The organism is Gordonia aquimaris, assembly GCF_026262595.1.
Classification (GTDB): domain Bacteria; phylum Actinomycetota; class Actinomycetes; order Mycobacteriales; family Mycobacteriaceae; genus Gordonia; species Gordonia tangerina.
The window spans coordinates 114,005-128,875 of sequence record NZ_JAPKFM010000012.1 but is presented as its reverse complement, the minus strand read 5'-3'; the positions used below and the strand labels follow the sequence as shown (position 1 = coordinate 128,875).

Here is a 14,871-nt window from a genome sequence, read left to right as displayed (position 1 = left end):
CGGACGACGCGATCACGACTTGCGGACCGTGATCTGCTCGTGTTCGACGTTCTCCGAGTCCATCGCCTTGGCCTCGGCCTCGTTCACGACCCGCTTGCCGTCGTGGGTGAGGTAGCTGTTCTTGAACTTGTTGGTCTCGTCGACCAGCGCCTCGGCCTGATCGTCGGAGAGAGCCTTGCCGCCTGCGATCGAGTCGTAGACGCCCTTGGCCTCATGGTGCAGGTGGCTGAGCAGCTGCGTCTCAAAGTTACGCACGTCGTCGACGGGCACCGAGTCGTAGTGGCCTTCACCGCAGAGGTAGATCGAGACGATCTCGTCCTCCACCGAGAAGGGGCTGTACTGGTCCTGCTTGAGCATCTCGACCCAGCGCGCACCGCGCTCGAGCTGCGCCTTCGATGCGTCGTCGAGGTCGGAGGCGAAGGCCGAGAAGGCTTCGAGCTCGCGGAACTGTGCCAGTTCCAGACGCAGCGAACCGGAGACCTTCTTCAGTCCCTTGGTCTGTGCGGCACCACCCACGCGCGACACCGACGTACCGACGTTGATTGCCGGGCGAACACCCTTGTTGAACAGGTCCGACTCCAAGAAGACCTGGCCGTCGGTGATCGAGATGACGTTGGTCGGGATGAACGCCGAGACGTCGTTGGCCTTGGTCTCGATGATCGGCAGACCGGTCATCGATCCGCCACCCATCTCGTCGGAGAGCTTCGCGCAACGCTCCAGCAGACGGGAGTGCAGGTAGAAGACGTCACCCGGGTAGGCCTCGCGGCCCGGCGGGCGGCGCAGCAGCAGCGAGATGGCACGGTAGGCCTCGGCCTGCTTGGTCAGGTCGTCGAACACGATCAGGACATGCTTGCCCTGGAACATCCAGTGCTGCCCGATGGCCGAACCCGTGTACGGAGCGAGCCACTTGAAGCCCGCGGAGTCCGACGCCGGGGCGGCAACGATGGTGGTGTACTCCATGGCGCCGGCCTCTTCCAGCGCGGTCTTGACGCCGGCGATGGTCGAACCCTTCTGGCCGATCGCGACGTAGATGCAGCGCACCTGCTTGTCGGGGTCGCCGGAGTCCCAGTTGGCCTTCTGGTTGAGGATCGCGTCGATGCAGACCGCGGTCTTACCGGTCTTGCGGTCGCCGATGACCAGCTGACGCTGCCCGCGGCCGATGGCGGTCATGGCGTCGATGGCCTTGATGCCAGTGGCCAGGGACTCCTCGACGGGCTGGCGCTCGAGCACAGAGGCCGCCTGGAGTTCGAGCACGCGCTGCTCGTCGGCCTCGATGTCACCGAGGCCGTCGATCGGGGCGCCGAGCGGGTCGACGACGCGCCCGAGGAACTTGTCGCCGACGGGCACCGAGAGCACCTCGCCGGTACGGCTGACCTGCTGGCCTTCTTCGAGTGACTCGTAGTCACCGAGGATGACCGCACCGATCTCGTCCTCGTCGAGGTTCAGGGCCACGCCGAGCACGCCACCCTCGAACTGCAACAGCTCGTTGGCCATCGCGCCGGGCAGGCCGCTCACGTGAGCGATGCCGTCCGAGGTGTCGGTGACGATGCCCACCTCGTCACGGGAGGCATCGGCTTCGAACGACGAGACATACTGCTCGATCGCTCCCTTGATTTCGTCTGGTGAGATCGTCAACTCCGCCATGGGTTTTCGTCTTTCTTGCTCAGTCCGGCTGGTGGTTTGTCAGTTGCTGGGTTGGGTTCGGTGCAGGTCAGCGCGGCAGGCTCTCGGCCGCCTTCGCCAACCGGGTCGCGACATCGGCGTCGATCACCTCATCGCCGACACCGATCCGCAGGCCGCCGATGATCTCCGGATCTATCTCGGTCTGCACCGAGATGGTCCGCCGGTAGATCTTGCCGAGCACGGTCGACAGACGCGCGGTCTGTGCGTCCGACAGCCGGGTCGCGGACACCACGTGCGCCACCGATTCGCCGCGACGGGCCGCGGCCAGTTCGGCCAGGTGATCGACGGCAACCTCGGAGGGCTGACCGTGCAGCAGCACGATCAGATGCGACAGCAGATACCAGGTGTGCGACCCGACCTTCTCGCCCACCAGCGAACGCAGCAGTTCGACGCGACGCGCACCGTCGTGGGTGTGATCGGACAACAACGACGCCAACTGTGGGTTCTGGTCGAGCAGCCGTCCGACGGCGAACAGTTCGGTCTCGACCTGCTCGATCGATCCGTCACGCTCCGCCGCGGTCAGGACGACCAGTGCGTTCTGTCGGCGTAAGGCCGCGGTGAGGTCTGCCGCGGTCGACCACCGCTGTTTGACGGCGGCAACCAGGATGTCCACGACGATCTGCGACACCTTGCCGCCGAACAGGTTCTGCACAAGGGCGACCTGCCCGTCGACGTTGTCCTCGTCCTCGGTGAGCCGCTTGCGCAGCACCGGGTTGCCGTCGATGACCCGGATCACCTCGGTCAGCTCGGTGGCCGCCGTCGTGAGCGCCGCGGAGTCGAGTGACTGCGAAGCCGAGTCGAACTCGGCGGCCACGGCGAGCGCAGCGTCACGGCTCGACGCCCGCATCGAATGCAACCCGATCAGATCCGCGGTGTGCGGGACCTGCGTGGACGGTCCGCCGGCCGCCATCGCCTCGAGCTCGTCGATGACCCGATCGATGCTGTCGGACTGGGCACCCGGGTCGGCGAGATGATCTCGGACCAACTTGCCGGCCCCGTCCACGGCGGTCAGGCCGAGGTCGCTGCGCAGCTCGCGGATCAGATTCGACCGGTTGAGAGCCACCTGGGCCTTACCGTGTTCACTGATCCGCTTGACCTCGGAGTCGACCTGCGCGGAGAAGTCCTCGGCGATGCCCTTGGCATCGGTGAGCGCGTTCTCGTGCATCTCCTTGGCCTCGGCCTTCGCCTCGGCGAGGGCACGTTCGTGTGCGGCCTGGGCGTCGGCCACGCGCTCCTCGGCAGCTGCGCTGTCGACGACCTGCTGGTTGATCGCCTCCTTCTGCGCCTCCACCATTCGCGACAGCGGCGGCCGCACGTACTTCCAGAACAGGAAGCCGATGAGCGCGAAACCGATCAGGTTTCCAATGACGATGTCCACTTACTTCACCGTTCCTGTCGACTCGGGTGCCGCGGCAGCGGACGGCGCCACCTCGGTGCCCAGCACGCGGCTGGCGAGTACCGCCGAGAGACGGTCGACCTCGGCGCGTGCCGTCGCGGCCGCGTCGTCGCCGTCCGCCTTCAATTGCGCGACGCTGTCGGCCAGCACCGAATCCGCTTCCGCGGTGGCACGTTTCTTGGCCTCCGACAACTGCTCATTGCCGTCGGCACGGGCCTTGTCCCGAATACCGGTGGCATCGCCCCGAGCGTCCTTGAGCGCTGCCCGGTATTCGGTCTCGGCGTCTGAGTAGCTCGCCGCAGCCGCCCGGTTGTCCTCAACGGTCTTGGCGACCCTGGCATCACGTTCGTCGAGCACCTTGAGGATCGGCGGCACGACCATCGTCCGGATGATGAGGAAGACGATGACGAAGATCAGCAGACACACGAAGAATGTGCCATTGGGGATGAGGAAGTTCTCTGCGGCGAGATTCATGGTGCGGATATTTCCCTTTGATCCTTGGAGGATCTGGTCGTCAGACCGAGATCAGGACTGGCCGGAGATCGGCGTTGCGAAGACGAACAGAGCCATGAAGGCCAGGTTGATGAAGTATGCGGCCTCGACCAGACCCACGGTGATGAAGAACGGGGTGAACAGACGTCCCTGGGCCTCCGGCTGACGGGCGATACCGGCGATCAGCTGCGAGCCGGCGATGCCGTCACCGATACCGGCACCGATCGCGCCGCCACCCATGATGATGCCGCCGCCGATCAACGCGCCCATACCGATCAGATTGGGATCCATTGAGAACTTTCCTTTCGGGTGAAACTGACACTTCAGTGCCAGGTCTTTGCTCCGGTCGGCGTTCGCCGTCCGGGTCGTACTAGTGGTGGTCTTCGTCCAGTTCCATCGCCTGGCTGAAGTACAGAACGGTCAGCAGCGCGAAGATGAAGGCCTGGATCAGTCCGACGAACAGGTCGAAGGACTTCCACAGTGCGTTCGGCGCCCACATGACGTAGACCGGCATCAGCGCGATCAGGCCGAGCATGATGGTGCCCGCGAACAGGTTGCCGAAAAGTCGGAGGGACAGCGAGACCGGCTTGGCGATCTCCTCGATGATGTTCACCGGCGCGATACCGACGGCGTGACCCTTGATCAGCTTGACCGGGTGGCCGATGATGCCGCGGCGCTTGACACCTGCGGCGTGGTACCAGACGAAGACGAAGATGGCGAGCGCGTACGCGAAGTTGGCATCGCTGGCCGGCGGCTTGAGCCATTCGCTGGTGGACCCGGTGCTGGTGCCGTATTGCGAGGGAACGATCGCCAGCCAGTTGGCCACCAGAATGTAGGTGAACAGGGTGACCGCCAGCGGCAGCACGAAGCCCGCGATCTTCATCCCGATCGCACCTTCGATCTGGTTGCGCATCTGGACGGTGATGACCTCGAAGTACAGCTGAACCGAGTTCGGCTTCTTGGAGGTCATCCGGTTTCGCACGAAGAACGCCATCGCGACCACGATGACCGCGGCGACGCTGCTGCCTATCACCGTGTCGAGGTTGACGGTCATCCCCAGCCAATCGACCTGGATGTGGTGACCAACCTCGATCGCGGCTTCGTTCTCTGCTTCTTGTTCCGCAGTCTCGGCCAGGAAGAACAATGAGGTCATAGCTGCTTACGCAGTCCTTTCATCACCGGAATCACCGTGTTGAGCACCAGAACGACCTGGCCGATGGCGAGTCCGAACATCGCGCCCAGCCCATCGGGCCGGACCAGGAAAGCCGCCACCAGAGCGAGGACGGTGATGGCCCCGAGGCGAACGGCTGAGTTGACGGCAAGAGCTTGCTTGCGAGGGTGTTCTTGCGCGGCCACGACCTCGACCGCTCGCCGGACCAGGATCGCGTTCACGAAGATCGCGACCGTTCCGGCGACGAAGAAGACCGCGAACCATATGTGCCCGACGGCGATGCTGATGCCGATGACGACGGCGACGACGACCGCGGCGATGATCGCCGGGCGACGCAAACCGGTCGGCGCGGCGGGGTAATACGACGTCGAGTCAGGGGCTGCTGTGCTCATTCGCCTCTCCTCAACTCCTCCCCGCCCGTGGGCACGGGTCAACGCGCGTGCGATCGGCGACCCTCGTCACCGGACGTAAGCTCACGGTTTTCTGTGACACTACCAACACCGGCGCCCGTGCCCACCGGGGGGTATGCACGGTCCGGAGCAGGGGTCGGCCGATGCGGGCGGCGAACACGCCGGCACGTCGTCCGGAAATGGCGCGCCGCGTCGGCAACCACCTACTACAGGCGATAGTACATGCTTTTTACCAAAGCCTTACCTTGGGGTACTTCCTATCGCACCCGCGGTCAGGTTCGCGGCGTGACCGGACCGTCGGCCCCGGCACGCTCGGCATGACCACGCGTCCGGATCTCGGCGTACCGGCGATGCAGCCGTGGCGCCATGGTCGCCAGCAACGCGACGATCAGTCCTGCGCCGAACATCGGCGCGACAACCGATATCGGGAACAGCGTACTGGCCGCGGCGGAAAACGCCAGCACACCGACCCAGAGGTAGATGATCAGCGCAACCCGGCGCTGCGAATGTCCTAGTTCGAGCAGTCGATGGTGCAGATGCATCTTGTCGGGTGTGTAGAAGCCCACCCCGGCACGCGTGCGGCGTACCACCGCCATCAGCATGTCGAGCATCGGTACGAACACGACGGCTGCGACCAGGATCAACGGCGAGAGCAGAGTGAACACGTCGGCCGGTCCGTAGGCGTTCATCGCGATGCGGCCCGACGCGCTGGTCGATGCCGCCGCGAGCATCAACCCGATGAGCATCGCCCCTGAATCGCCCATGAAGATTCGTGCCGGCGAGAAGTTGTGCGGCAGGAAGCCCAGGCACGCACCGGCCAGGACCGTCGAGATCAGTGCGGGCGGATAATAGCTGACATCGCCGCCCTGATCGTTGAGCAGTCCGAGGGAGAACATGGCGATGGCCGACGCGGCGATGAGTCCGAGGCCGGCTGCCAAGCCGTCCAGACCGTCGATGAAGTTGACCGCGTTGATGGTCGCGACCGTGATGGCGACGGTGAGCAGGCCGGCCTGCAGCGGGTCGAGGACCACTGTGCCGATGTCGGCGAACGGGACGTAGAGCAGATACCAACTGACGCCCATGATCACGAGTACGCCGGCCGCGGTGAGTTGGCCCGCGAATTTCGTGAGGGCGTCGAGGCCCCACCGGTCGTCGATGACACCGACCACCACGATCACCGTGCCGGAGACGATCACCGCGCTCATGTCACTGGTGTAGGCGAAGCCACGCGTGAGTGCGGGAAGATTGGCGGCCAACGCGATGGCCGCCACGACTCCGGCGAACATCCCGAGTCCACCTAGCCGCGGCGTGGGAATGACGTGGACATCGCGGACCCGCGGCACCGCGACGGCGCCGACGCGGATCGCGAACACCCGCACCAACGAGGTCAACAGGTAGGTGACCGCGGCGGCCGTCAACGCGACGAGCGCCAGCTCACGCAACGGCACACCGGCACCACCGGTGTCGACCACCGACGAAGCCATCACCTGGACGCCGACCCCCGGGGCGCCCGGCGACAGTCCGGGGAGGCCGGCGACGGTATCGAACACCGTCTTCACGCTACCCGCCGAGCCGGAGCTGGATTTCGTGGCGGATGTCGGCGTGTTGGGTGGCCCCGACGTCCACCGCGAGTGCGCGTGTCATCCAGTCGGCCACGTCGCCCATCGCATCGGGTCCGAGGCCCGCGAGTACGGCGCACGGCGTCCCGAACCTGATCGCGGACCCCTCGGTCACGGGCCGGCTGTCGAATGGCAGGACCGCCCGGTCCACCACGATCCCGGCCGAGGCCAGTCTGCGTTGGGCCTCGATGCCAGTGAGTCCCCGTTCCGACACGTCGACAACGGCGAGATGCAGGTCAGTGCCGCCGCTGACGACGCGCAGTCCCGCGGCGGTCAGTGCCTCGCCGAGTCGCTGCGCGGAGGTCACCGTCGCCGCGGCGTACTGCGCGAAGCCCTCGCCGCCCGACTCGCGCAGACACACCGCCTTCGCGGCGATCGAGTTCATCGAGGGACCTCCCTGCACGAACGGATGCACCGCCTTCTGCAGGACCGCACGGTGCTCGTCCCGGGCGAGGATCATGCCGCCCCGGGGGCCCTGCAGCACCTTGTGCGTCGACAGGGTCACGACGTCGGCGTGTGGTAGCGGAGAATCCACGACCCCGCCGGCGACCAGACCCGCCAGATGCGCGGCGTCCACCCACAGGATCGCCTCGGCCTCGTCGGCGATGGTGCGCAGCAGGGCAAAATCGAACGACCGCGAGTGCGAGGAAGCGCCGGCGACGATGATCCGCGGTCGGTGCAGCAGCGCGAGGTCACGCAATTCGGTGTAGTCGATCCGTTCGTCGGAGCGCCGCACACCGTAGTGGATCGGCGCGAACCAGCGACCAGAGAAGTTGGCCCGGGACCCGTGCGTCTGATGACCACCGTAGCGCAACCCGAGTGCCAGAATCGGATCGCCCGGCTGCGCGAAGGCGGCGTACACCGACAGTCCGGCAATACTCCCCGACAGCGGCTGGACGTTGACGTAGTCGGCTCCGAACAGTGCTGCTGCGCGTTCGATGGCGAGGTTCTCCACCTCATCGGCGACCGAACACCCGCCGTGATACCGCGCGCCCGGGTACCCCTCGGCATACTTGGCGCCGAGGTCGGAGGTGAGCGCCGCGCGCACCGCGGGACTCGCCGGCGTCTCCCCGGCGAGCAGCTGCAGCGTCGAATCGCGACGCCGGGTCTCACGTTCCAGCAGATCCGCGACCTGCGGATCGGAGAGCGAACCCGCCATGGATCAGTGCGCGGTCAGCACATCGGCGTCGAGGTCGAGCACCTCGGCGATGGCCTGCGTGGGCACTGCACCCTCCCGCAGAATCCGCGGGGTGGCGCCGGAAAGGTCGACGATGGTCGATGCCTGCGCCGCGGCCGCCGGCCCGCCGTCGAGGTAGATCGAGACGGCCTCGCCGAGTTGCTCGCGCGCCTCGTCGGCCGTGGTGGCCGGTGAACGCCCGGAGACGTTGGCACTCGAAACGGCCATCGGGCCGACCTCGCGGAGCAGGTCGATCGCCACCGGATGCAGCGGCATCCGGAGCATCACCGTGCCGTCGGTGTCACCGAGGTCCCAGGCCAGCGACGGCGCCTGCGCCACCACCAGACTCAGGCCACCCGGCCAGAATGCCTCCACGAGGTCACGCGCGGCGGTCGACACCGACAGCACCAGGCCGTCGATCGTGTGCCACGATCCGACCAGAACCGGGACCGGCATGTCGCGCCCACGCCCCTTGGCAGCCAGCAGCGACGCGACCGCGTCGGAGTCGAATGCATCGCAACCGATCCCGTAAAGGGTGTCGGTCGGCAGCACCACCAGCCGACCGGCTTTCGCCGCGCCGACGGCCGCGCGGATGCCCGCCGCCCTGGTGTCCGGTTCACCGCAATCGAATACCGTGCTCACCCGGCCATCTTCCCACGGGCCTGCGGGGTGCGACCGTCGGCCCGCCGTCCCGTCGCGAAGCGCAGACGACCGGCGAGGTCGGCATGTGCGCGCACATCGACGAACTGCCCGGTCGACTCCAGCGCGGTCAGCACCGACACCGATGTGGTGTCGTCATGCTCGATCCCGACATATCCGCCGGGTCGCAGCAGATCGGCAACGATCGGCACCATCGGTTCGATCACCGTCATGCCGTCGGGTCCGGCGAAGACCGCCTCGGGTGGATCGTGGGCCACCTCCGGCGCGATCGTGTGACCGTCCGGCACATAGGGCGGATTGGCCACCACGACGTCGACGCCGGCCGGGGCGATGAGCTCGAGCATCTGTTCGGCATCTGTGACATCGGCGCAGCACACCGAGATCCGCGCGGCGATGTCGGCGGCGGCCGCATCGACGTTGCGCCGCAACCAGTGCAGCGCGCGTGGCGAATACTCGACGGCGGTCACCCGCACACTCGGCACCAGCGTCGCCACCGCGATCGCCAGCGCACCGCTACCGCTGCACAGGTCCACCAGTTGCGTCCCGGCGGTGTCCGCCAGCGCGCGGGCCGCCCAATCGGCCAGGAACTCGGTTTCTGGCCGCGGAGTGAAGACGCCCGGCCCCACGGAGAGATCGACAGGCCCGAAGGCTGCAGTACCAGTGATGTGCTGCAACGGGATTCGCTCCGCGCGCTGCGCAACGGCGTGGTGGAATCGGGCCCGGGCGTTGTCGGACACGGCATCGACGAGCAGCAGGCGCCCGCGGTCACACCCCAGTGCATCGCACAGCAACCACTCGGCGTCGGCGCGGGGGCTGTCCACCCCGGCTTCGGCCAGACGCTGTGCCGCCCATCGGAGTTCGGCCGCCACCGGGCGAGCGCCGACCGACCCGCCATCCGGTTGACTCATCGACTCACTCGGCCTCGAGTCGCGCCTGACGGTCGGCGGCGATCAGCGCATCGAGCAACGCATCCATGTCGCCTCCGAGCACCGCATCGAGATTGTTGGCCTTGTAACCGATCCGGTGATCGGAGATGCGGTTCTCCGGAAAGTTGTAGGTGCGGATGCGCTCGGAACGGTCCACCGTCCGGATCTGCGCGGCGCGTCCCTCGGCTGCGGCGGCCTCGGCCTCCTCTTCGGCGGCGAGCTGCAGCCGAGCAGCGAGCACCTGCATCGCACGCGCCTTGTTCTGCAGCTGGGATCGCTCGTTCTGACAGGTCACCACGATGCCGGTCGGCAGATGGGTGAGCCGGACCGCGGAGTCGGTGGTGTTGACGCCCTGGCCGCCTTTACCCGAAGACCGGTAGACGTCGACGCGCAGATCGTTCTCGTCGATCTGGACCTGTTCGACCTCTTCGGGCTCAGGGTAGATGAGCACACCTGCGGCCGAGGTGTGGATTCGTCCCTGGGACTCGGTGACCGGGACCCGCTGGACGCGGTGCACGCCACCCTCGAACTTCAGACGAGACCAGACTCCGTCGCGCAGCTGCTCTTTGGCCTTGATGGAGATGGTCGCCTCTTTGTAACCACCCAGATCACTCTCGGTGACCCCGAGGACCTGTACCTTGTAGCCCCGTCGCTCGCAGTACTTGAGATACATCCGTGCCAGGTCGGAGGCGAACAGCGCCGACTCCTCACCACCTGCGCCCGACTTGATCTCGAGCACCACGTCGTCACCGTCATGCGGGTCGCGGGGGGCGAGCAGGTCGGTGAGCGTGGCGTCCAGCTCGGCGACGCTCGCCTCCAGCGCCGGCAGCTCCTCGGCGAAGGAGGCGTCGTCGGCGGCGAGTTCCCGCGCGGCGGTGAGGTCGTCGCGGGCTGCCTCGAGCCGACGATAGGTCGCCATGATCGGCGCGAGCTCGGCGAACCGTTTCCCGACCCGGCGGGCAGCGGTGGGATCGTCATGCAATGACGGGTCGGCGAGTTGCGCCTCCAGGCCCGCATGTTCGGCGAGGATGTCGTCGATCGCCGACGGACTCTGCGTGGTCACGGGACCTCACTTCTCCCTGAGATCGAATCTGAATCGAGAAACGGCGACATCGATCGCCGAAATGACAACGACGCCCACCCGGCGTGCATCGCACGCGCGCGGTGGGCGTCGTCGGTACAGCTACTTGGCGTCGGCGTTCTTGGTCCGCTTGCCGTAGCGCTTCTCGAAGCGGGCAACACGGCCGCCGGTGTCGAGGATCTTCTGCTTACCGGTGTAGAACGGGTGGCACTGCGAGCAGACCTCGACGTTGATACGTCCGTTGTCCGCGGTGCTGCGGGTCTCGAAGGTGTTGCCGCAACCGCAGACGACTGTGGTCGTCGCGTACTCGGGATGGATTCCCTGCTTCATCTGGTTGTCCCTTTCTGTGGTCGCCGGGTCACCGTCGGGGATCGACGGTGTGAACCGGAACCGGACTCGACCGCTCAGTATGCCACGCGGATCCCGCAGCGAAGAAATCCGTTCCGGACCCAACACCACTGCACGATCCACGCGGTCATCGCGCGATCCTTCGGCACCAACGCGACCCCCACCGCGTTCATTCCCGCACGCCATATGAACTACCGTGCTTAGGCATACCTAACTCACGATGCCTTCCGGGCATCGCACACCGCCCGCGACGAACGGGCCAACCCGCGAGGATCCCATGCCGCTCGACAGTTCTTCTCCCCCGGTGCTGCGCGAATCGAGCTCCCGCCACGTACCGACGCGTGTGAGGTCGAAGTGGTCGAGGAAGAACCCCTATCGGGCGACGGTGGTGGCGAACACCGTGCTGTCCGGTCCGGGTTCGGACAAGGAGGTCCGCCACATCGTGCTCTCGCTCGGTGACAGCGGGATCGAGTATCAGCCCGGTGATGGCATCAACGTCTGGCCGGTGAACGACCCGGACGTGGTCGCCCGGATCATCGATCGGTTGGGCGTCGCACCCGACACCCCCGTCGCCGATCGCCGCACCACCCGAGCGCTCTGCGAAGCACTGACCCATGGATACGAGGTCTGCACCGCGCCGGAAGATCTGCTGCGACTGATCGCGTGCCGGACCGGCAACCCCGAGCTGAACAGCCTTGTCGCCGACGACGTCGCCCGGGATGCCCGCGATGCCTGGCTGGCCGGCAAAGACGTCCTCGATCTGCTCGAGGTCGACCGCTCGGTGGTCATCGCCCCCGAGGAACTGATCGCCCAATTGCGTCCACTCGTGCACCGGCAGTACTCGGTCTCGTCGAGTCCGCTGGTACATGGCTCGACCGTCCACCTGACGATGGCCACTGTGCGTCATGACGGAGCCGACCGACGCCGCGGCGGCACATGCTCGACCTTCGTCGCCGACCGCCGACCGGCGGGCACCGAGGTCGACGTGTTCGTTTCGGCCAACCGCGCCTTCCGTCTGCCACCCGATGACATCAAGGCCATCATGATCGGCCCGGGCACCGGTATCGCGCCGTTCCGCGCATTCCTGCACGAACGTGCGGCCCGCCGGGCCAGCGGTGGCAACTGGCTGTTCTTCGGCGACAGACACCGCGAACACGATCACATCTACGCCGACGAGATCGAGGGCTTCGTCGCCGACGGCCTGCTGAGCCGCGTCGACCTGGCTTTCTCCCGTGATCAGGAGCACAAGATCTACGTTCAGGACCGGATGCGGGAACAGGGCGCGGCGCTCTACGCGTGGCTGTCGGAAGGGGCGCACATATACGTCTGTGGAGACGCGACCCGGATGGCCCCCGATGTCGATACCGCGTTGCTCGACATCATCGCCGAGCACGGCGGGCTGTCGACGACCGCAGCCCACGGCGTCGTGGACGAACTGCGGCGCACCAAGCGCTACGTGCGCGACGTCTACTGACGGGCTAGACGACACAGCTGCCGGTTGACGCTTCGATCGCGTCAACCGGCAGCTGTGGTGATCCCTCGCGCCGACGGGTGGGACTAGTCGTCGTTCATCGCTCCCGGCGCGGTCTTCTGGACCTGCATCAGGAACTCCACGTTCGACTTGGTCTTCTTCAGCTGGCTGATCAACAGGTCGATGGCCTGCTGGGAGTCCAGACCCGACAGCACACGGCGCAGCTTGTGCACGATCTGGAACTCCTCCGGCGACAGCAGGAGTTCGTCCTTGCGAGTACCGGACGGGTTCACGTCGACCGCGGGGAAGACTCGGCGTTCGGCGATCTTACGATCGAGCTTCAGCTCGGCATTGCCGGTTCCCTTGAACTCCTCGAAGATGACCGTGTCGCCCGTGGAGCCGGTCTCGACCATCGCCGTCGCGATGATCGTCAGCGATCCGCCGTGCTCGATGTTGCGTGCCGCGCCGAGGAACCGCTTCGGCGGATAGAGCGCGGTCGAGTCGACACCGCCGGAGAGGATGCGACCCGATGCCGGGGATGCGTTGTTGTAGGCGCGCCCGAGTCGGGTGATCGAGTCGAGCAGCACCACCACGTCTTTGCCGTTCTCCACCAGCCGCTTGGCACGCTCGATCGCGAGTTCGGCGACCGACGTGTGATCTGACGGCGGACGGTCGAACGTCGACGCGATGACCTCGCCCTTCACCGAGCGCTGCATGTCGGTGACCTCTTCGGGACGCTCGTCGACGAGCACCACCATCAGATGGCATTCCGGGTTGTTGATGGTGATCGCGTTCGCGACGTCCTGCAGAATCGTCGTCTTGCCTGCCTTCGGCGGCGACACGATCAGCGCACGTTGTCCCTTGCCGATGGGCATTATCAGGTCGATGACCCGGGTGTCGAGCCGCTCGGGGGTGGTCTCCAGACGCAGCCGCTGATTAGGGTACAGCGGCGTCAGTTTGCCGAACTCGGGGCGCTTCTTCGCGGTGTCGATGTCGGTGCCGTTCACCGAGTCCAACCGGACGAGCGGGTTGAACTTCTGGCGCTGGTTGGGCTGCTCGCCCTCGCGGGGCACCTTGACCGCACCGGTGATGGCGTCACCCCGGCGCAGGCCGTTCTTCCGGACCATGTTCATCGATACGTACACGTCGTTCGCACCCGCGAGATAGCCCGAAGTACGCACGAATGCGTAGTTGTCGAGCACGTCGAGGATGCCGGCGACGGGCTGCAGCACATCGTCCTCGGAGACCTGGGGTTCCGCACCGCCCGACGAGTCACGGTCACGCCCGCGGCGACGTTCCCGGAACCGGCGTCCCCGCCGGCCGCGGCCGCTGCCGTCTCCGTCACCGTCGTCGTCGCGGTTGTTGCGCTGATCCCGGTTGTTCTGACCACCCTGGTTGCCCTGGCCGTCCCGGTTGTCGCGCTGGTTGTTGTTGTCGCGGCCGCCCTGCGAGTCCCGGTTCTGGTTCCGGTTGGGGCTGTTCTGATTGCGGTTGCGCCCGCGATTGCGCTGGTCATCACCGGATTCGTCAGCGCCGGCGGTGGGTGCGGCCTCGGCGTCCTTGGGTCGCTTCGACTCGGCGTCGGTCGACTTCGCGGCGACCTCCCCATTGCCCGCCGCCGTGTCGGCGGTGGCCTCGCTACCCGATTCCTCGGCTGCAGCGCGAGCGCGTCGACGACCCCGCGCCGGGGTCTCGCCGTCCTTCACCGCGACCTGGTCGGAGTCGGACTCGGTGCTGGTCGGCGCCTCCGCCTTGGGACGACGTCCCCGCCCCTTGGCCGGCGCCGACTCTTCCTCGGCGAGGCTCAACTGACCCGACTCACCCTTCTGGGCTGCGTCGGAGGAGGCCTGACGTTCCTTGATGGCGGCGATCAGGTCGCCCTTGCGCATACCGGAGGTGCCCTTGATGCCGAGTTCACCGGCGAGTGCACGTAGCTCTGTGAGCACCATCCCGGACAGCCCACTACGGGCGCGGGTCGAGGAGCCACGTGTGGTCGAACTCACCGCAGGCGAGGAATCCTCGCTGTTTGAGGATGCTGGTGCGGTGATCAGGTCCGTTTCCGTCACGGATGTCCTTTCGTTCCCCCGAGCAGAGCGTGGGCTCGCCGGGGTTCCTTTGTCACCCCGCCGCATTCGGCGGGCTTCGTCCCCGTCGGAGATGTCCCTGGGATTCTCCTCAGAAGACGGTCAGAAGAAATGTGGTCCGCTCCGGTGTGTCCGATGGACGTGCTCGGCGACTCCTGACAGAAGATCATGCGACCGGCACCGGGCCAGCAGCCTGGATCGTAGATCGGAGAGGAGCACGGCAAGACAAGCCTGCGCGGCTAGACCCGTTCATCGTAACTCGTCCGGATGATACGGGCAACATACCGACGGTTCCAATTCTTCCCGATGCCCCAGAGCTCGCTCATGCGCGACGACCCGAGTCGTCCGTGTCG

At 66.4% G+C, this 14,871-nt stretch carries 14 protein-coding genes; 1 reads left to right on the top strand and 13 read right to left on the bottom strand.

Features of this window, described 5'->3' with window-relative positions:
- Positions 1–12: 12 nt before the first annotated feature.
- From atpA to rpmE, 12 genes are all read right to left on the bottom strand, one after another.
- Entirely contained in the window at positions 13–1,644 is a 1,632-nt protein-coding gene (gene atpA / locus OSB52_RS13140) for a F0F1 ATP synthase subunit alpha (RefSeq protein WP_235723779.1), read from the bottom strand.
- 67 nt (positions 1,645–1,711) lie between these two features.
- Positions 1,712–3,061, bottom strand: a complete 1,350-nt coding sequence (locus tag OSB52_RS13135; protein ID WP_235723780.1) for a F0F1 ATP synthase subunit B/delta — start codon at positions 3,059–3,061, stop codon at positions 1,712–1,714.
- Positions 3,062–3,553 carry a F0F1 ATP synthase subunit B gene (locus OSB52_RS13130; protein ID WP_235723781.1) on the bottom strand — a complete coding sequence of 164 codons (492 nt, stop codon included), beginning with the start codon at positions 3,551–3,553 and terminating at the stop codon, positions 3,062–3,064. It abuts the gene before it with no gap.
- A 51-nt stretch (positions 3,554–3,604) separates the two neighbouring features.
- Positions 3,605–3,862 carry a F0F1 ATP synthase subunit C gene (locus tag OSB52_RS13125; RefSeq protein ID WP_266062098.1) on the bottom strand — a complete coding sequence of 86 codons (258 nt, stop codon included), beginning with the start codon at positions 3,860–3,862 and terminating at the stop codon, positions 3,605–3,607.
- A gap of 79 nt (positions 3,863–3,941) precedes the next feature.
- Positions 3,942–4,724, bottom strand: a complete 783-nt coding sequence (atpB, locus tag OSB52_RS13120) for a F0F1 ATP synthase subunit A (RefSeq protein ID WP_235723782.1) — start codon at positions 4,722–4,724, stop codon at positions 3,942–3,944.
- Positions 4,721–5,134, bottom strand: a complete 414-nt coding sequence (locus OSB52_RS13115) for an ATP synthase subunit I (RefSeq protein ID WP_266062095.1) — start codon at positions 5,132–5,134, stop codon at positions 4,721–4,723. The genes atpB and OSB52_RS13115 overlap by 4 nt, the downstream gene beginning before the upstream one ends.
- Before the next feature lie 290 nt (positions 5,135–5,424).
- A complete protein-coding gene (locus tag OSB52_RS13110) occupies positions 5,425–6,636 on the bottom strand; it encodes an MraY family glycosyltransferase (protein ID WP_235723890.1) in 1,212 nt (403 codons plus the stop codon).
- Between the two features lie 76 nt (positions 6,637–6,712).
- Entirely contained in the window at positions 6,713–7,930 is a 1,218-nt protein-coding gene (gene glyA / locus OSB52_RS13105; protein WP_266062093.1) for a serine hydroxymethyltransferase, read from the bottom strand.
- A 3-nt stretch (positions 7,931–7,933) separates the two neighbouring features.
- Positions 7,934–8,590: an L-threonylcarbamoyladenylate synthase gene (locus tag OSB52_RS13100; protein ID WP_235723785.1), complete on the bottom strand. Its 657-nt coding sequence runs from the start codon at positions 8,588–8,590 to the stop codon at positions 7,934–7,936.
- On the bottom strand, positions 8,587–9,516 hold the full coding sequence (gene prmC, locus OSB52_RS13095; RefSeq protein ID WP_235723786.1) for a peptide chain release factor N(5)-glutamine methyltransferase: 930 nt from the start codon (positions 9,514–9,516) through the stop codon (positions 8,587–8,589). Before prmC ends, OSB52_RS13100 begins: the two co-directional genes overlap by 4 nt.
- Positions 9,517–9,520: 4 nt before the next feature.
- Positions 9,521–10,597 carry a peptide chain release factor 1 gene (gene prfA / locus OSB52_RS13090; RefSeq protein WP_235723787.1) on the bottom strand — a complete coding sequence of 359 codons (1,077 nt, stop codon included), beginning with the start codon at positions 10,595–10,597 and terminating at the stop codon, positions 9,521–9,523.
- A gap of 120 nt (positions 10,598–10,717) precedes the next feature.
- Positions 10,718–10,945 (bottom strand): 50S ribosomal protein L31, encoded by a 228-nt coding sequence (gene rpmE / locus OSB52_RS13085; RefSeq protein WP_007624933.1) that lies wholly within the window; start codon positions 10,943–10,945, stop codon positions 10,718–10,720.
- 238 nt (positions 10,946–11,183) lie between these two features.
- On the opposite strand from rpmE, the gene OSB52_RS13080 reads away from it, so the two are divergent.
- Positions 11,184–12,437 carry a diflavin oxidoreductase gene (locus OSB52_RS13080; protein WP_372512414.1) on the top strand — a complete coding sequence of 418 codons (1,254 nt, stop codon included), beginning with the start codon at positions 11,184–11,186 and terminating at the stop codon, positions 12,435–12,437.
- A gap of 83 nt (positions 12,438–12,520) precedes the next feature.
- On the opposite strand, the gene rho is transcribed toward OSB52_RS13080, so the two are convergent.
- Positions 12,521–14,500, bottom strand: coding sequence for a transcription termination factor Rho (rho, locus tag OSB52_RS13075; RefSeq protein WP_266062087.1), 1,980 nt, complete (start codon positions 14,498–14,500; stop codon positions 12,521–12,523).
- Positions 14,501–14,871: the final 371 nt, after the last annotated feature.